The following is a 19,464-nucleotide window of genomic DNA, read 5'->3' as shown; positions in this document are numbered from 1 at the left end:
AACAAATGATAGTTTTAGGAGATAAAGAATACTACAAAGGTATTGGCCAAATTAAATTTGAAGGAAAGGAATCTGATAATCCATTGGCATTTAAATATTATAATCCAGACCAAGTTGTGGCTGGAAAAACAATGCGTGAGCACTTTAGATTTGCTATCGCGTATTGGCATACATTCTGCGGACAAGGGAGCGATCCATTCGGACCAGGAACACAGCAATTTGCTTGGGATCAGTCATCAGATCCGTATCAGGCTGCAAAAGATAAAGCAGATGCAGCTTTTGAATTCATCAGCAAAATGGGATTTGATTATTTCTGTTTCCACGATTACGATTTGATCGCTGAAGGAGCAACTTTCGCAGAATCAGAAAAACGTTTGGCATTCATTACCGAATATTTAAAAGAGAAAAAAGCAGCATCTGGAATTAAATTGCTTTGGGGAACTTCAAACTGTTTCTCAAACCCAAGATTCATGAACGGAGCGGCTACAAATCCAGATTTTAATGTAGTAGCTAGAGCCGGAGGACAAGTAAAATTAGCACTTGACGCAACAATTGCTTTAGATGGAGAAAACTATGTATTTTGGGGAGGTAGAGAAGGTTATATGTCTTTGCTAAACACTGATATGGGAAGAGAATTAGACCACATGGCACAATTCTTAACTATGTCTAGAGATTACGCTAGAGCACAAGGTTTTAAAGGAACTTTCTTTATTGAGCCAAAACCTATGGAGCCATCAAAACATCAATACGATTTTGACTCGGCAACAGCAATTGGATTCTTAAAAGAATATGGTTTAGACAAAGATTTCAAAATCAATATTGAGGTTAACCACGCTACATTGGCACAACACACTTTCCAACACGAATTAGAAGTTGCGGCAAAAGCAGGAATGTTAGGAAGTATTGATGCCAACAGAGGTGATTATCAAAATGGTTGGGATACAGACCAGTTCCCAAACAACATTCAAGAAACTACTGAAGCGATGTTGGTTTTCTTAAAAGCTGGCGGATTGCAAGGCGGTGGAGTTAACTTTGATGCTAAAATCAGAAGAAACTCTACAGATTTAGAAGATGTTTTCTTAGCGCACATCGGTGGAGCTGATACTTTTGCAAGAGCTTTATTGACTGCTGATAAAATCATCACTTCTTCTCCTTATGAAAAATTAAGAAAAGAAAGATACAGTTCATTTGATGCAGGAAAAGGAAAAGATTTTGCAGAAGGAAAATTAAAACTTAAAGATTTATACGATATCGCAAACCAAAACGGAGAATTAACACTTCAGAGCGGTAAACAAGAATTGTTTGAAAATATTATCAATCAATATATTTAATTGATTAAAGGCTGTAAATGCAGCATGACATAAAATAATTTTCGGTTTTACTTTGAACGATAAAATCGAAATTGAAGATTGTTTTTTGTAGTTTTTCTTCTCTGGTGCATATTTGAAGGTTAGTTGATGCGCCAGAGAAAATTTTGTAAATTAATTAGTAAATATGGCCGTCGGCTGATTGAAGCAGCGGCGGTCATATAATTAATTTCATTTTTTGGGCAGGATTTTTTCTGCTTTCTTCCAAGTAATTTCTTTTACTTTTTTATTTCAAATTAATTATAATGCATTTTAATCGATATCGAAAATTCAGCACTGCATGAATTTTAGGTATACTGAATACTATTAACTTAAACCAAAAGAACAATGAAATTTTTTATAGACACAGCAAATTTAGAAGATATTAAAGAAGCGCAGGCTTTAGGCGTTTTAGACGGCGTAACAACAAATCCGTCGTTAATGGCAAAAGAAGGAATAACAGGAAAAGCTAATATTTTGAAGCATTATCTGGATATATGCACGATTGTAGACGGTGATGTTTCGGCAGAAGTAATTTCGACTGATTTTGACGGAATGATCAGAGAAGGCGAAGAACTTGCCGCTTTACACGAACAAATTGTGGTAAAATTGCCTATGATTGCTGACGGAATTAAAGCTTGCAAATATTTTTCGGATAAAGGAATCAGAACAAATGTTACATTGGTTTTTTCTGCTGGCCAGGCACTTCTTGCAGCAAAGGCAGGGGCAACTTATGTTTCACCGTTTTTAGGAAGATTAGATGACGTGTCAACTGACGGAATGCATCTTATCGCTGAAATCAGAGAAATTTATGATAATTATGCTTTCAATACCCAAATTCTTTCGGCTTCGGTGCGACACACTATGCACGTAATCAATTGCGCGAAAATTGGTTCTGATGTTATGACTGGCCCATTATCTGCTATTAAAGGTTTGTTGAAACACCCTCTGACAGATATTGGTTTGAACCAATTTATAGAAGATGCTAAAAAAATGAATTTATAATTTTCTCTGAAAAAGCACCGGGTTTAACAGCATCAAAATGGAAAAATTAGAGGTAATTACAATTAAAAATAACAGCGCTCTGGAAATGACAATTTCCAATTTTGGAGCAACAGTAATAGGGCTGAAAGTTAAAAATGCAAAAGGAGAAATTTATGATGTTGCCGCCGGTTTGAAAGAAGCTTCAAATTATCTTGAGGCACCTTACTCAAATGTAAAACTCTTTTTAGGGTCAAGTATTGGCAGATATGCTGGCCGAATTTCTGGCGGTGAATTTGCGATTGATGATGTTGTTTATAAAATTGAAAATCAAAACGGAGTGCATCTTCACGGAGGAGAAAATGGCTTTTTTAAAAAGTTTTGGTCTGTGAAAAAAGTGGCTGATGATTTTGTGATATTATCATACAAAAGTAAACACCTTGAAGAGGGTTATCCCGGAAATTTAGATGTTGAAGTACTGTTTCAGCTTACTCAAGAAAATGAAGTAAAAATAACGTATAAGGCAACAACAGATCTCGCAACTCCTGTAAATTTAACAAGCCATGTTTATTTTAATTTAAACGGAAAAGGTTCTGTTTTAGATCATGAATTGCAAATCAACAGTGATTTTCATCTAGATGTTGATTCACAATTGATTCCGACAGGAAAATTGAATAGTTCAAAAGGAACTGCTTTTGACAGAAACGAAAAAAGTAAAATTAAAAGAGAAGATTTTAATGGTTACGACGATACTTTTGTATTTAATGAAAAACAGCTGAAAGGGACTTTGTCTTCTTCAGAAAGCAGTATCAATATGGATATTTTTTCGAATCAGCCTGCAATGGTGGTTTACACACCTGAAGAATTTCCGGTTTTGCCGTTTTCAAATGAGAGTCAATATGATAGGTTTCCCGCCATTTGTTTTGAACCTCAAAATTTTCCCGATGCTCCTAATAAAAAACACTTTCCAAATTCAATTTTAAGAGCGAATGAAACCTATTTAAATGAAATGGTTTTTGCATTCACTTTCAAATAATATTTTCTGTTTAAATTCTAAAGCTTCTTTTAAAAAAAAGAAGCTTTTTTTGTTTTTTTATGCAAGCGATTGTGTTAAAAAAGACTCTTTTTTCGGATAAAATAAAAGCTTGGTTTTAAATCGTATTGCGGTTGCAAATTATTTGTATAGGGGTATTTGAATTATCTTTTTTAATTGTTTAAAACACACTTATCTTTTGTGTGTATTATTAATGTTAAAATGCTGTTTACCTGCAATTTTATTGAGTTTTAGAGAATTATTAGTTAATGCTGAAAATCAGTAAATATAGGCTTGAATGTTTTGTTGAAAAAGAAGTTTTGTTATTAATCGTTTAATTAATTGGCTCTAAAATTATCTAGTGTTTAATTTAAGTGATAATTTTTTTTGATATAAATAAAAAAATAATACACAACCGGTTGTGTTATTTGAATTTTTATTTATATTTGTTAAAGAAATGCAAAAAGACCTATTTTTTGACCTTGTAAAAAACACACAATTTTGCTTCTTAATTTTCAACTAACTCAAACCATATATTAATTATCTAAATCAATTTTTATGACTGACTTTTTTACAATGAAAAGCAAATCAAAACTCCTGAAATGTCTGGGGTTTTTATCCCTGATGTTTCTGTTTTCTGTGAGTGCCACGGCTCAGAGTACAGTAACGGGAGTTGTATCTGATGCAAATGGGCCAATTCCAGGAGTAAATGTGAGTGTTAAAGGCACTAAAAATACTGCTGTTACAGGATTTGACGGAAATTATTCTATAGCTAATGTTCCTTCAAATGGAGTTTTAGTATTTAGTTTTTTAGGTTTAAAGGATAAAGAGATTCCTGTTGCGGGAAAAAATAAAATAAATGCAGTTTTAGAAGAAAATCAGAATAATCTGCAGGAAGTTGTAGTTATTGGTTACGGTACTCAGCGAAAGGAGGCGGTGACGGGCTCTGTTTCTTCTATTAAAGGAGATGTAGTTCGTGAAGTGCCATCGGCTAATATTACACAGGCTTTGCAAGGGCGTTTAGCAGGAGTGCAATTGAACCAGACATCGTCTAAGCCGGGTGCCGAAATGCAGATTCGTATTAGAGGTACACGTTCGTTAACAGCAGACAACAATCCACTTGTTGTATTAGATGGAATTCCGTTTGCAGGATCAATTGGGGATATCAGTCCAGACAATATTAAGAGTATCGACATCTTAAAAGATGCTTCAGCAACTGCGATTTATGGTTCTCGTGGGGCTAATGGTGTTATTTTAATATCAACTAATAAAGGACAAAAAGGACAGAGAGCTAAGTTTTCATATAATACCTACAGCGGTTTGAAAACTATTTTTGCTAAATTTCCAATGATGAACGGACCTGAATTTGTTGCTTTACGTAAAATTGCGACGCTTCCAGGATCAACTGCTCCGCTTTATTCAAATGGTGCAGATGAAGCTGATAATGTAAATACAGATTGGCAAGATTTAATGTTTGGAGCAGGTTTAGTAACCAATCATGATGTAGGTGTTTCTGGCGGTACTGAAACTGCCAACTATAATTTTGGAACTAGTTACTATAAAGAAGAAGCAGTCGTGCCAGGACAGGACTACAGCCGTATAACATTGAGAGCTGCTGTAGATCAGGCAATAGGACAGTACTTTAAAGTTGGTTTCACTACTAATAATAACTATTCTATTTCAAACGGCGGCAACTTAAGTCTTTATAATACTTTAAGTACGACTTCTATAGCTAATCCGTATAATGCAGATGGCTCTTTGAAAAGAACTGTGAAAATGCCATTAGATGAAAACTGGGTATATACAAGAGAGACAATAAATAATCTAGGCGATAAATGGATCGATCAGACAAAAGCATATAGTTCGTACAACACGTTATATGCTGAAGTGAAAATTCCAGGTGTTGAAGGTTTGAAATTCCACATCGATTTGGGTGGTAATTTCCGTACGACTAATGGAGGTCAATATACCGGAGAAGGGGTATTTAGTATTAATCCAACAACCGTTTCTACGGCTTCTGTTACCAATACACTTAATACGAACTGGGCGATCCAAAACTTGCTTACATACGATCGCACTTTTGGAAAACATCAGGTGAATGCGGTTGCGATGTACTCATCAGAACAGACAACGTATAATAAATCGCAAGTTTCTGCAAAAGATATTCCTTCTGATGCTTTTCAATTTTACAATTTAGGTCGAGCAGCTGGAGAAATTTCCATAAATCCAGATAATCAAGATTATCAGCAAAGCGGATTGGTTTCGTACATGGCACGTGCAATGTATTCGTATGACAATCGCTATATGCTTACAGCTACAGTGCGATCTGATGCTTCTTCAAGACTTGCTAAAGGACATCAATGGCACACTTATCCTGCAGTTTCAGTTGGATGGAATGTTAAAAACGAATCATTTATGCAAGATTTTTCTTGGCTGGATCAGTTAAAATTACGCGCCGGTTATGGAGAAACTTCTAACCAAGCTGTTGCTCCTTATTCTACTCTAGGAAGTTTAGCTTCAAGACCGTACAATTTTGGAGAGACAAATGCAACAGGTTATTATGTATCAACATTGCCAAATCCTGATTTAGGCTGGGAATATTCGACTACAATGAACTACGGTATTGATTTTGGCTTCTTTAAAAATAGATTAACAGGTACGGCTGAATATTATGTTACTGATACAAAAGATATTTTATTAAGTGTAGGTTTGCCTCCAACGGCAGGTGTGGGAAGCTACACAGCAAACATAGGACAGACTCAAAATAAAGGTTACGAATTTACGCTTAACGGAGTAATATTCGATAATCCAAGTGGCTGGTCCTGGGATGTTGGCGTTAACTTTTATTCTAACAAAAACAAGCTGACAGCATTATCTTCAGGACAAACGAGAGATGAAAACAACTGGTGGTTTGTTGGACATCCAATTGATGTAATCTTTGATTATGAGAAAGTAGGACTTTGGCAGCAAGGAGATGCAAATCTTACAAAATATGAGCCAGGAGGAAATGTTGGTATGATTAAAGTAAAATATACCGGAGAGTTTAATGCAGACGGTTCGCCAACAAGACAAATTGGTCCTGCAGACAGACAAATCATCGATGTAAATCCTGATTTCCTTGGGGGTTTCAATACTCGCGTAGCGTATAAAAATTTAGATCTTAGTGTGGTTGGTGCCTTCCAGAGTGGAGGAGTTCTTATTAGTACGTTGTACTCTTCAACTGGTTACTTAAATATGTTAAGCGGTCGTAGAGGAAACGTAAAAGTAGATTATTGGACACCAGAAAACACTGATGCAAAATACCCAAGACCAGGAGGAATTTCAAGTAATGACAATCCAAAATATGGGTCTACTTTAGGATACTTTGATGCCTCTTATGCTAAAATCCGTACGATTACCCTTGGTTATAATATTACTGAAAAATTCATTAAGGATTTAGGAGTTGATAGATTTCGTCTTTACTGCACGGTGCAGAATCCATTCGTAATCTACTCACCATATCACAAAGAAACGGGTATGGATCCTGAAACCAACTCATATGGTAACGAAAATGCTGCAGTAACTGATTTTTACAAAAGACGTTTACTGACATTAGGAACAAACACTCCTTCAACTCGTACCTTCTTGCTTGGCCTTAATTTAACATTTTAAAAAAGATAACAATGAAACCTATACAAATAAAAACTTTTATGGCAACAGCAATCATAACGCTGTTCCTGGGAGCATGTTCTAATGTTTTAGAAGAAGAGCCTCGCAGTATTTACACTCCCGACTATTTCAAAACCGAAAAAGGAGTTGTGGGAGGATTAACTTCAATGTATGCTCATTTACGATATATTTACGGACAAGGTTATTACTATAATACAACAGAAACCGGAACTGATGAGGCAACATATGCACAAAGTGCCGATGCCAATTTTAAGGATATGGACCTTTCTGGCGTTGGATCGATTACACCTTCTTCAAGTCGTGCCGATGCTTTGTGGCAACCGGCATTCATCAACATTAATACGGCCAGCGGTATTATCGAAAATGCTACCGCAATAGGAACTGTTTCAAATGCAATGATTGCTGAAGCTAGATTCTTTCGTGCATTTGATTATTTTCTGTTAGTTCAGACTTTTGGAGGAGTACCATTAGATTTGGGTGCAGGTGAACTTAAATTCAATACAAGTCCGTCAAGATTTTCAGTTAGAAATACAGTACCACAAGTTTATACAAAGGCTATTTTTCCTGATTTAGTTACATCAGTAAATGATTTGCCAGATGTGGGAAGAGTAAAAGGAGGAGTGACTAAAACTGCTGCCAGACTTTATTTGGCTAAGGCATATTTGACATATGCATGGTGGTTAAAAAATCCAAATAATATTCCAACTTATCCTGAAACTACTCGTGTAGATCCAGACGGTCACGATGCAGCTTGGTATTTTCAAAAAGCTTATGATGTGGCAGCGGCGGGAATTGACAGCCACGGTTCGTTTGCATTGCAGCCAACTTACTATGACGTAAACCTAGGAAGCAACGACCGTAATAGTGAAATTTTACTGTATGCAGATCACACTGAAAAAAGCGAATTTTATAATGCAAGCAGTCTAACGTTTTCGAACGGTAATGCTCCAGAAAATTTTGCTGTTTGGATGATGACGCCAAACTATACCGTTATTAGAAGTTCAGGTGTAAGTTCAGTACAGCGTGAAGCAGAGCAGCACTTAGGGCGTCCGTTTATTCGTATGTGCCCAACTATTGGTGCAATTGCTAATACATTTGCCGATAAAACAAATGATTCTCGTTACGATGGAACATTTACAACAGTATATCGCGGGAACTGGAATAAAGCGGGCATTACAACTCCAACTTTAAATAACGCAAACGGTTTGCCAGTTGCCCCAGGAGGCGCAGTGCTTTCCTTCTTAAATACTGAAAATCCAGCTATTGTTTATGCGGCAGGAAATGGGCCTGAAGGTGGAGCTGTTGGAGCAGGAGTATTGCCAGGAAGATCTGATTTTGTTATTGCTCCAAGTGGTATTAGCAGAATTATTTACCCAGGTTTATGGAAATTGGGCACTTATCGTACAGACAACGGAACTGGACTTGGTTCTCCAAACGGAGCCAGCACACGTCCTTATAATATTGCAAAATTATCAGAACTTTATTTAATTGCTGCTGAAGCAAATGTTATGGGAGCAGCGCCTCAAGGCGGGAAAAGTGCAAGAGAACTAGTTAATGTTTTACGTGCTCGTGCTGGAAAATGGAGATTTGACAACAATGGAAATGTAGCAAAGTCAGTTGATAATAGTGCTGCAATGACCGCAGCAACACCTGCCGTTATTGATATTAATTATATTTTGGCAGAACGTTCACGTGAATATTATGGTGAAGGATACCGTTGGTACGATTTGCTTCGTACTCAAAAATGGACAGAACTTTCAAGTTCGTACCAAATTTGCGGTCCAGCTTATGGAAATCATACACCACTTACAGTTGCTAGAGATATTAAGCCGTACCATTATTTACGACCAATTCCTCAAGTTCAATTTGATGCAATGATTATGACAGCTTCTGAAAAAGCGGCGTATCAGAATCCAGGCTACTAGGAAATGAAACCCTGATTTGCCCGAAATCAAATGATAAACAAATTAAAGCAGCAATAAAGTTAAATGAGTTGTAACTAAGTGTTTTATTTTACAAAATTGGTTAGAACTGCAAACAAATTTGTTTTATAAAAAAGCCGAGAGTTGAGCCCTCTCGGCTTTTTGCCGTCAGATGTGAGTGAGAATAATTATAAGCTTGTTTGATGTTATTTTTTAATACACAGAAACATAGATTTAGCATCCTTAAAAAGACGTTTTACTTACATTAACAAACATAGACTATGTGTTAGAAACTAGTTTCTTTCAACTACCTTCTCCAAAAAAGAAAAATCTATGTTTCTATGTGTTAAAATATTTTTTCGAATTACACCAACAGGTTAACTATATTTAAATAAGATTTCAGAATTTAAGCAGAAAAATAAATTGTAAAAATGAGAAAAGTATTAATTCTTATAAGTGTGCTTTTTTACAGCACTATATATTCTCAAATAAAACTTCCAAGGTTAATTAGCGACGGAATGATTTTACAGCGCGATATTCCTGTGAAAATTTGGGGATGGGCCGCGCCTAATGAGAAAATTGAAATTACCTTCAATAAAAAAAAGTTTCAGACGATAACTTCCCAAGATGGGAATTGGGTTCTTACTTTGCCATCTCAAAAAGCTGGAGGGCCGTATGAAATGACTTTAACAGCAAGCAACACAATTGTTTTAAAGAATATTCTATTCGGCGATGTTTGGCTTTGCTCGGGACAGTCAAACATGGAACTGCCTATGGAACGCGTAAAAGACAAATACAGCGATGTAATTGCAAAAGCAAATAATTCAGAAATAAGACAATTTTTAGTGCCGGATCAATATGATTTTGCAAAAGAAAACACCGATTTTTCAAGTGGGGAATGGAAAGAAGCAAACGCATCAAATATTCTGAATTTCTCGGCTGTAGCCTATTTTTTTGCAAGCGAAATTTATGCAAAATACAAAACTCCAATTGGATTAATCAACAGTGCTTTAGGAGGGTCTCCGGCTGAATCTTGGCTTAGTGCCGATGCCATTAAAAAATTTCCGGATTATGATGCGGAATATCAGAAATTTAAAGATGGAACTTTAGGCGCACAAATTGAAGCAAACGACAGAAAAATCAGCACCGACTGGTATTCTGAAGTAAATCGTCAAGATGAAGGTTTGAAAAAACAATGGTCAAAAGCTGATTTAGATGATATTGACTGGCCAGTTATGAATATTCCGGGATATTGGACGGATCATACTTTGGCAAATACAAACGGTGCAGTCTGGTTTAGAAAAGAAGTTACATTATCAAATCTAAAAGCTTCTTCAGCAAAATTGATTTTAGGAAGAATTGTCGATGCCGATTCGGTTTATGTAAACGGAAATTTCGTTGGAACAACTTCGTACTTGTATCCACCGAGAAAATATTCTTTTGATCCGAAGTTTTTAAAAGAAGGAAAAAATGAAATTGCTATTAGAGTAATCAATAATTCTGGAAAAGGCGGTTTTGTCGAAGATAAACCCTATCAATTAATTTTAGATAAAGATTCACTTGATTTGAAAGGAGAATGGAAATACAAGTTAGGAGTAAAAATGGCTCCATTGCCACCATCTACTTTCATTAGATGGAAACCTGTCGGACTTTATAATTCTATGATTGCACCTTTGAAAAACTATGCAATAAAAGGCGTGCTTTGGTATCAAGGAGAATCAAGTACTAAAAAACCGCAGGAATATGCAGCGCTTATGGAAACATTAATCACAAGTTGGCGAGCAGAGTGGAAGCAAGGAGATTTTCCGTTTTTATATGTACAGCTTACTAATTTTATGGAACCAAAAACGGAACCTGCTGAAAGCAACTGGGCGGCGTTGCGACAACAGCAAAAAAATACTTTAGCAGTTCCAAATACTGGAATGGCAGTTACAATTGATTTAGGCGAATGGAATGATATTCATCCTTTAAATAAATATGATGTCGGAAAAAGATTGGCTTTGCAAGCTAGAAAGTTGGCTTACGGAGAAAAAAATATAGTTTCTTCGGGACCGCTTTTTAAATCAATGGAACAAAAAGGGAATCAGCTTTTACTATCTTTTACAGATACAGGAAGCGGATTAACAGCTAAAAACAACACTACTTTAAAAGGATTTGAAATTGCAGGAAGCGACGGTAAATTTGTCTGGGCAAATGCAACAATTGAAGGCAGTAAAATTAAAGTTTGGAATGAAACTATTTCAAAACCTACAAAAGTGAGATATGCATGGGCTGATAATCCAATTGAAGCAAATTTGTATAATAAAGAGAATTTGCCCGCCTCGCCTTTTGAAGGAAGTTTAGAAAACTAAAGATTAAAAAGAAAGCAGGATCTCAAACAATGAAATCCTGCTCTTTCTTTTAAAATTATGAGATAGAGAAATAAGAACTAGAAAACTTTCTTTCTTCTTTCCTCTTTCCTCTTTCCTCTTTCCTCTTTCCTCTTTCCTCTTCTCTACTATTGCGCAATTTTTAAATTCACATCGTTTACAAAAATAAGTGGCTGCATATTGCTCATATTGGTAAGCGATAAAACACCATTTTTGTTTTCATTTACAGCATTTATTTTAAAGCAATATTCATCTCCGTCCTTGTCTCTTAATGTTACAAATTCACTGGTATCATCAGAATTGTTTTGACAGCTGTGCGATATCGTATATTTGTACATCACTTTCATGATGTCTTTGTCGTAATTGTAAACTCTTCCGTCCTGAGTAAAAATCCATTTTGTGCTTCGGTTTGTGTTAGAAAACCAATTTCCTAAAATACGCTTCGATGAAGGATCTTGGCTTTGTGCAAAAATTGCTGACGCAAAAAACAGCATTGGCAGTATAAAAAAAAGTTTTTTCATTATAAAAAGAGTTCTGCTTTCAGTTTTATTTCAACTAGTATTTTTTCATAAAAATATAATTTTATTTAAGTTGAAAAAATCGGTGCGAATATAATTTTTTGTTAATATTAAACTGGAAGATAAATATCAAAAGTAGCGCCTTTATTCAATTCTCCTTTGGCTGTGATAATTCCGTTATGATTGTCGACAATTTTTTTTACAATTGCCAGTCCAATTCCGGTTCCAGTGTATTCGAGTTTTCCATGCAGTCGCTGAAAAACTTCAAATATTTTTGAACTATACTGCTGTTCAAAACCAATTCCGTTGTCTTGAATTCTGATATGGCAATATGTTTTTTCGGCATCTAATTTTTCATTTTCTAAAACAGATCCTTTGGCAATTTCGCTGCTAATTTTGACCACAATCGGATTTTCAAGATAGGAGAATTTAAGTGAATTGCTGACTAAATTGTATAAAAGCTGTCTGAATTGAAACGGAATAATATTGGCTTCGCAATTTTCTAAAATCTCAACTGTCGCATTTTTTTGTTCAATTTCTTCTTTTAAATCATCGCAGACTTCGTTGATAATTGTGCCAATATTAGTTTTTTCAAAAACTCTTTCTTGAATATTTGTTTTTGAGTAGGAAAGCAGGTCGTTAATAAGTGTCTGCATTCGTTGCGCTGCGTTTTGCATTCGCTGAAATTTATCCTTTCCATAATCCGATAAATTTTCAGATTCTTTTTCCATAATCTGCGTTGCAAAAGTCTGGATTTTTCGAAGCGGTTCCTGCAAATCGTGACTTGAAATGTAAGCAAACGACTGAAGTTCCTGATTCATTTTTTCAAGTTCTTTGTTTTTCTGCTCTAATTCTAACGCATTTAATTTCAGTTTGTCATCAGCTGTTTTTTTCTCCGTCAGGTCATGTGTTACTTTTGAAAACCCAATAACCTGATTTTTTTTGTTATGAATGGCTGTGATGGTAACACTAGCCCAAAACAAGCTTCCATCTTTACGAATGCGCCATCCTTCTTGTTTTGCTTTTCCTTTTTCAATTGCAAGATGCAGCAGTGTTTGTGGCAGATTATTTTTTCGGTCAGATTCGGTATAAAATTCAGAGAAGCTTTTTCCGATAATTTCTTCGGCTTTGTAGCCTTTTATTTTTTGGGCGCCCAGATTCCAATTTTCTACAATTCCTTCGTGATTGAGGTATAAAATGGCATAATCCTGAACTTCTTCAACCATTAAATGATAGCGTTCTTCGCTTTTTCTCAGCGATTCATTCATCAGAATCAGCTCTTTTGTTCTTGCGATAACTTGCTGTTCAAGCTCATTGGTAAATGCCTTTTCGGTATGAATATCAGTAAAAGCGCCCACCCATTTAATGATTTTATTTTCTTCGTTAAAAACGGGCTCACCAATAACGGCATGCCATCTATAATTTCCGTCAAATCTTTTAATGCGGACATCACATCGGTATACTTCTCCTGTTTTTAGGCAATGACTCCAGATTTTTGCATTTTCTTGGTAATCTTCAGGATGAATCATGCTTCTCCATTCTTCTTCTCCTTTTGGATAAATTCCGGTGTATTCAAACCATTTTCCAGAAGCAAATAAGGAATTCCCTTTTTCGTCTGTTTCCCAAATTAATTGCGGAATACTTTCTGCTAAAGATCGAAAACGTTTCTCGCTTTCTTCCAGCTCTTGCTGATGATTTTTTTCATCCGTAATATCTCTGATTGTTCCAATTAACTTTTCAGGTTTATTGTCTTCATCGTAAAAAAGTTTTCCTTTGCCTTCCATCCAATGAATTGAACCATCAATCCAGATTGTTCTGGCTTCATAATTTAAATAGCCTGATGTAAGAGCCTCTTTAAAAGCTTTATTTCGAATGTGCATATCATCTGGATGAAGATGTTTTAGCAATTGGTCGTGGGTTAATTTTTCATTCTCTTTATAACCACCAACAATTTCAAGATAGCGATGAGAATAAATAGGTTCTCTGGTTTTTACATTTAATTCCCAAGTTCCTAATTCACTGGCTTCTACTATAATTTTTAGTCGTTCTTCATTTTGCTCTATTTCTTTTCGAACCTCAACTTTTTCGCTGACTTCTGTAACGGTTACAATTATTCCTGAAATAGTTCCATCTTCTTCTTTTAATGGAGAATATAAAAAATCAAAGTAGGAAATTTCTAATTTTCCATAACGTTTTAACGGAATTGGCACTTCGTATCCATGGAAAGGAATACCAGTAGTGAATACACCATTTAAAAGAGAGGTTACTGATTCCTCAACTTCTGGTAAAGAATCAAATAATGGTTTGCCTACAAAAGTGTTTTCTTCTCTGTCAACTAGTTTCAAATAGGCTTCGTTGGCCATTTCGACCATATAATTAGAACCACGTAAAATTGTAATTCCAATAGGAGCTTGTTTTACTGTGTTTCGAAAACGTTTATCAGCTTCTTCAATTTCTTTTCTTGCTTTTACCTGTGCCGTATTGTCAAGTACCCAGACCGTTACTTTGGTTACTTTTCCTTCTGTATTTTTAAGTGGAGCATAAACAAAAGTTACATATATAATTTCTTCTTTACCATGTCTGATAAGCATCATTGCTGCTTCATTAGCATAATAAGGATGACCTTCGTCGATTACCTTTTGAAGCGCTTCTTCGTAATAAGGTTTTGCTTCTGCAAAGGCATCCCAGTAATGTTTCCCTGCGATTTCTTCATATGATTTTCCGGCAACTTCAATAAAACTGTCATTTACAATTTCACTAACTAAAGTTTTGGCATCCAGTACGCAAACACCAATTGGAGATTCCAAAACCATACTTCGTAAGTTCTGTTCGTTTTCTTCTATTCTTTTCTTTGCGAGGTTTAGATTCGTTGTTTCTGCGGCAGTGTTCATTACGCCGTAAATGTTTCCATTTATATCATACAATGGCGTAAAGCTATAGTCAAAATAAAAAGTTTCTAATATGCCATTGATCGTAATGTCAATACGCGTATTCTTACTATGAAAAGATTCACCGGTTTCATAAACATGACTGATTTGATCAAAAACCAATTGGTTATCCAGTTCCGGTAAAATTTCGGTGTATAATTTTCCAACTACATCATTTCCTTTTCCCCAAACATCCATAATAGATTGATTGGCGAGTTCAATTCGTTTTTCTTTTCCAACATATACACCAATAGGAAAAGGTGCATTCTCTACTAATTGTCTTATTTTTTGTTCACTTTCTACAATTTTTGTACGAGCTAAAACTTGTGGAGTAACTTCAATTGCTACACCTGCAACACCAGAAATTGTACCATCAGCCTCTCTAAGCGCTTCATAAACAAAATTAAGGTAAGTTGTTTCGGTTTTTCCATTTCGAGGTAATTTAACCGGATGTTCATTGGCAATAAATTTTTCACCAGTTATATAAACATTATCCAGCAAAATTTCCAAATTTTGGTTTTGCGCTTCCGGCAATGCTTCAAAAATAGGTTTATTGATTACTTTTTCAAGTGTTGTTCCCCACAACTGAATCATTTGATCATTTGCAATTTCTACCGTATGGTTTTCGCCTCTAAAAATGCACATAGCAACAGGTGCCTGCATGATGTTATTTATAAATCTTGCATTGCTTTGTTTTAAAGCTTCAGATACTTTTTTCTTTTCTGTGGTTTCAATTACAGTTACTAGAATACCGCCAACTTCGCCATCTTCTTTTTTAATTGGACTGTATGAAAAGTCAAAATAGCATTCTTCGTCATAGCCATTTCTATTTAAAACAACCATCAAGTCGGGAAAACTAACTGGTTTTCCTTCCATAACATCTGTGAACATAGGACCAATTGTATCCCAAATTTCTGAAAATGTTTCTCGTGAACTGATTCCTAAAGCATCAGGATGTTTTGTTGCGCCTAAAATAGGGCGAAAAGCATCGTTGTAAATCTGCGTAAAATCATCTCCCCAGGCAATATACATTCCGAAAGGATTGTTGAGTATTACCGAAGTCATTGTTTGAAGACTTTGAGGCCATAAATCTGGATTACCTAAAGAGGTTTTGCTCCAGTCTTTGGATCGTATTAATTCGCCCATTTCACCGCCATCGGCTATAAAATAATGTTCCTTGTTAATCTGGCTCATTCCTTAAAAAAGATTTACGGCTGAAGAACAAATTGCTCTCGTGCAGGCTGTTTAAGATTATTTTCGACAGTTGTACTCAAAGCATTGCTGATTACAGCTTTTAGCTTAGAAAATTCGCCGGGTTTTCGTATATAATGTGTTGCTCCTTTTTGATACATCAAATCAACAATTTCAACATCTAAAGAAGTCGAAAAAATAATAATAGGCAGGACATCAAACGCATTAACTTCCTTGATTTCTTTCAAACATTCATGACCATTTTTGCGGGGCATGTTAAGATCAAGAAAAAGTATATCTGGCAAATTATCAGGAGAATTTGCTTTTAAATAATCCATTAATTGTACTCCGTCGTGAACAGTTACAAGAGTTACCGGAAGATTTAATTCATCAAGTGCTTCTTTAAAAAAAGAGCAGTCATCATCGTCATCATCTGCAAGTAAAATATTGTAATTTGGTTTATTCATTTTATAAATGGGGTAAAATTATCTTAAGCGTATTTTCTTCGAAAAAACTGATACCAATGATTCATTTATAAGTCAATGTAATTCAGTTGATTTGCTAATCTATAACCAAGATTTTTGTTAGATAAACAAGCCTTTGGTTAAATTGTTATTAATAATAAGCTTTTTGTACTGCTAATATATGGCTATTTTTTTGACAAAGAATACATATTAGTCCAATAACTTGTGCTCATTGCATTCAAAATACAGCTATAAAGCTATGATTTGCTATAAGTTGCTGTAATTCATTTAAATATAATAAAATGTTTTTAAAATTTTAGATCCTATGTTATAATATTTTATGCGAAAAAACTTGATATTTTAATTTTTATAAGTACTTTTAAGGTATAGTTTTAAAACTTTAAATATATGAAAAACAACATCTTAAAGGGAGTTTTATTGTTAGGTATTTTAACTTCTGTCTTTGCCTGCAATACAAAAAAGGAAGAACCTGTTGTGGTTGATAAAGAAGCGATAAAAAAAGAAATCCAGGCTAAAGAAGATGAATTTGCAGAGGTCTATAATTCGGGAGAGCTTAAAAAGATCGGTTATTATGCAGATGATGCTATCAGTTATTATCAAAATCACGCTCCTTTAGTTGGGAAAGCTAATATTGCTGAATTTTTGAAAGCTAATGTAGGCTCTTCATCCAACCAAATTGCATTTAAAACAGGCGAAATTTTTGTTTCAGATGATGGAAATCAAGTGGTTGAAACAGGTGCTTTTGAAGTTACAGATTCGACAAAAACAATTGTAAACACAGGAAGCTATATGAGTTTGTTTGTAAAGAGAGATGGGAAATATGTCTGCGTAAGAGATATGAGTGTTTCAGATAAATAATACTATTTAAAAAATATAGATTGGATAAAAATCTTTATCCAATCTATATTTTTTTGTTTTTATGAAATACAGTTTTGATTAGCGTCTTCGTCCGCCGCCGCCAAAACCGCCGCCACCGCCATGAAAGCCACCGCCTCCGCCACTAAAACTACTTCCGCCTGATGATCTGGTGCGTCCTCCAGAATTAAAGTTAGAAGAACTGCGATTTGATGTTCCTGCAGATGGACGATCAAATGATGAACTTCGATCTGATGTCCCTGCTGAAGGACGATTTGCAGATGATGCGCGATTTCCCGCGCCGTTTGATGCTCTGTCAGATACTCCGGCCCTGTTTCCAGCACCATTATTTGACATTCGGTTAGAAACTCCGGTATTACCAGCACGATTACCGTAGTTTCCATTTCTATTATTGTTAGCGACTGTATTTGATCTGTTTCTGTTGTTATTGTAATGATTAATGCTGTTTCTATTGTTATTGTTGATAATTACTGTATTCCGACTGTAATGTCCTCCATAATAACCGCCGTGATACCAATTATTATGGCGATAAATACCAACAGCAAGAACTGTAAATGCAGCAAAATAAGGAGGGTAATAACCATAGTAATAAGGAGGATAATAAGGTACGTAAGCAGGCGAATAAACATATTGCACTATTGGCGCCGATTCGACCACAACAGTAGTGGCAGGCGCACTAACTGTAACAGGGTTAGAACCCTGATAAGCCGGATTTGCAGTAACTGCCGGAGTGCTTTTAGGTTCAATAACATAATTTTTACCATAAAGATCTTCATCTCCAACACATTGAATAGAAACTTTTCCGTTTTTATCTTTATTTACTAAAATGACAGCGACATCCTGAGTTTCACTTTTGCTGACTGCATCCTGAAGCACAAACGTGAAAGAATTATCTTTTTTTGTCGTAGTGACTTTTATAAAATCTACTTTTTTGTCAAGATTCAAATCCAGATTATTAATTCCTGTTTCTTTTTTATTTAATGCAGTTTCGAATTCTTCAATAGTTTTTGACTTTTGAAAAAGTGTTAATACAGCATATAAATCAAGATTATCTCCAGGAAGATTCAAAGCCGGCGCATCGTCACCAGATTGAGAAAAAATAGATTGACTTGATAAACTAATCACAACTGCTAAAAAAAAGAATAGAAGTTTTTTCATAATGTGTTGATTTTTAATTTTCTACATGCAAGTTAGATAATATTACGCACATAAAAAAGTATTAGTCTTAAAATTCTTATTGTAATTTACTTTTAATCAGTGTTTTAATTTTGTTTATAAAAGAAAGAAAATAGGTCTGAATAAAAATGAATTGAAATTAAAAGTGATTAGGAAATCCTTTATTTTAAAGGCTTTTTAGCAGTATTTGAGGCAATAATAATTTTGTTTTAAGTTTTAATGTGTTGTTTTTTAGTCTTTTGTGGTCGTGTTGGTTTTGTCGAGTGCCAATAAATTTGCACCAAAATAAAAACAGTTTTTCTAAGAAACTGTTTGGTGTAAAATTTAAATACCACTTTTATGAAAACTTTCAATTTAATCGTATTTCTTTCGATATCTTTTTTTGGAACTTCCAAACCAATAATTGGCACAGAAAACTGGACTGCGTCAGATATTGAGCGATTTAATAATCAGCTGGCAGAAGTAAAAGAAAAAATAAAAACCAGTCCTTCTTATAATACCAAAATCGCTTTTTTTATCGACATGAAAATCAAATCAGGCAAAAACCGATTCTTTGTTTATGATTTGGAAAATGATAAAATTTTAGACGAAGGACTTGTTGCTCACGGCTGTGGATCAGAAACCGGAATTGCAGGAAATTTGAAATTCAGCAACGAACCCAATTCTAATGCAACCTCTTTAGGCCGATGCGCAATTGGAAAATCCTATAACGGAATATTCGGAAAATCGTACCGTTTATCAGGTTTAGATGAAACAAATAGCAATGTTTTAAAAAGAGCTGTCGTTTTGCATTCCTATTCTGCAGTTCCTGAACAGGAGCAGGATTATTATATTTCTAGAAGTCACGGCTGTCCCATGGTCAATGAAACTTTTTTTAAAAGGCTCGAAAAAATAATCGATGGTTCTAAAACAAGTATCATTCTAAATATCTATTATTAAGCAGGATAGTACATGACGCGAATTTTTTTGTT

12 protein-coding genes are annotated in these 19,464 nt (G+C 35.0%); 8 read left to right on the top strand and 4 right to left on the bottom strand.

Features of this window, described 5'->3' with window-relative positions; translation table 11 throughout:
* Positions 1 to 5: 5 nt before the first annotated feature.
* The 6 genes from xylA (at position 6) to EV145_RS07225 (ending at position 11,302) form a co-directional block, all read left to right on the top strand.
* Entirely contained in the window at positions 6 to 1,331 is a 1,326-nt protein-coding gene (gene xylA, locus EV145_RS07250) for a xylose isomerase (RefSeq protein WP_133524551.1), read from the top strand.
* A gap of 363 nt (positions 1,332 to 1,694) precedes the next feature.
* The gene (gene fsa / locus EV145_RS07245; RefSeq protein ID WP_133524550.1) at positions 1,695 to 2,351 is read left to right on the top strand and encodes a fructose-6-phosphate aldolase; all 657 of its coding nucleotides are present in this window, start codon (positions 1,695 to 1,697) and stop codon (positions 2,349 to 2,351) included.
* Between the two features lie 37 nt (positions 2,352 to 2,388).
* Positions 2,389 to 3,363: an aldose epimerase family protein gene (locus EV145_RS07240; protein WP_133524549.1), complete on the top strand. Its 975-nt coding sequence runs from the start codon at positions 2,389 to 2,391 to the stop codon at positions 3,361 to 3,363.
* A 555-nt stretch (positions 3,364 to 3,918) separates the two neighbouring features.
* A complete protein-coding gene (locus tag EV145_RS07235) occupies positions 3,919 to 7,011 on the top strand; it encodes a SusC/RagA family TonB-linked outer membrane protein (RefSeq protein WP_133524548.1) in 3,093 nt (1,030 codons plus the stop codon).
* A gap of 11 nt (positions 7,012 to 7,022) precedes the next feature.
* Complete coding sequence (locus EV145_RS07230) at positions 7,023 to 8,954, top strand: RagB/SusD family nutrient uptake outer membrane protein (protein WP_133524547.1); 1,932 nt, start codon at positions 7,023 to 7,025, stop codon at positions 8,952 to 8,954.
* Between the two features lie 428 nt (positions 8,955 to 9,382).
* Positions 9,383 to 11,302 carry a sialate O-acetylesterase gene (locus EV145_RS07225; RefSeq protein WP_133524546.1) on the top strand — a complete coding sequence of 640 codons (1,920 nt, stop codon included), beginning with the start codon at positions 9,383 to 9,385 and terminating at the stop codon, positions 11,300 to 11,302.
* 146 nt (positions 11,303 to 11,448) lie between these two features.
* Here EV145_RS07225 and EV145_RS07220 read toward each other — a convergent pair whose 3' ends face one another.
* From EV145_RS07220 to EV145_RS07210, 3 genes are all read right to left on the bottom strand, one after another.
* A complete protein-coding gene (locus EV145_RS07220; RefSeq protein ID WP_133524545.1) occupies positions 11,449 to 11,841 on the bottom strand; it encodes a hypothetical protein in 393 nt (130 codons plus the stop codon).
* A gap of 107 nt (positions 11,842 to 11,948) precedes the next feature.
* Positions 11,949 to 15,959, bottom strand: coding sequence for a PAS domain S-box protein (locus tag EV145_RS07215; RefSeq protein ID WP_133524544.1), 4,011 nt, complete (start codon positions 15,957 to 15,959; stop codon positions 11,949 to 11,951).
* Between the two features lie 14 nt (positions 15,960 to 15,973).
* On the bottom strand, positions 15,974 to 16,423 hold the full coding sequence (locus tag EV145_RS07210; RefSeq protein ID WP_133524543.1) for a response regulator: 450 nt from the start codon (positions 16,421 to 16,423) through the stop codon (positions 15,974 to 15,976).
* A gap of 405 nt (positions 16,424 to 16,828) precedes the next feature.
* On the opposite strand from EV145_RS07210, the gene EV145_RS07205 reads away from it, so the two are divergent.
* Positions 16,829 to 17,299 (top strand): YybH family protein, encoded by a 471-nt coding sequence (locus EV145_RS07205; protein WP_133524542.1) that lies wholly within the window; start codon positions 16,829 to 16,831, stop codon positions 17,297 to 17,299.
* A gap of 78 nt (positions 17,300 to 17,377) precedes the next feature.
* Here EV145_RS07205 and EV145_RS07200 read toward each other — a convergent pair whose 3' ends face one another.
* Complete coding sequence (locus EV145_RS07200; protein WP_133524541.1) at positions 17,378 to 18,475, bottom strand: hypothetical protein; 1,098 nt, start codon at positions 18,473 to 18,475, stop codon at positions 17,378 to 17,380.
* A gap of 357 nt (positions 18,476 to 18,832) precedes the next feature.
* Between EV145_RS07200 and EV145_RS07195 the strand changes: the two genes are divergently transcribed.
* A complete protein-coding gene (locus EV145_RS07195) occupies positions 18,833 to 19,432 on the top strand; it encodes a murein L,D-transpeptidase catalytic domain-containing protein (RefSeq protein ID WP_133524540.1) in 600 nt (199 codons plus the stop codon).
* Positions 19,433 to 19,464: the final 32 nt, after the last annotated feature.

The organism is Flavobacterium sp. 245 (assembly GCF_004362055.1).
In the GTDB taxonomy this organism is placed as follows: Bacteria; Bacteroidota; Bacteroidia; order Flavobacteriales; family Flavobacteriaceae; genus Flavobacterium.
The sequence above is the reverse complement of the archived record's forward strand: the minus strand, read 5'-3'. Positions and strand labels throughout refer to the sequence as shown.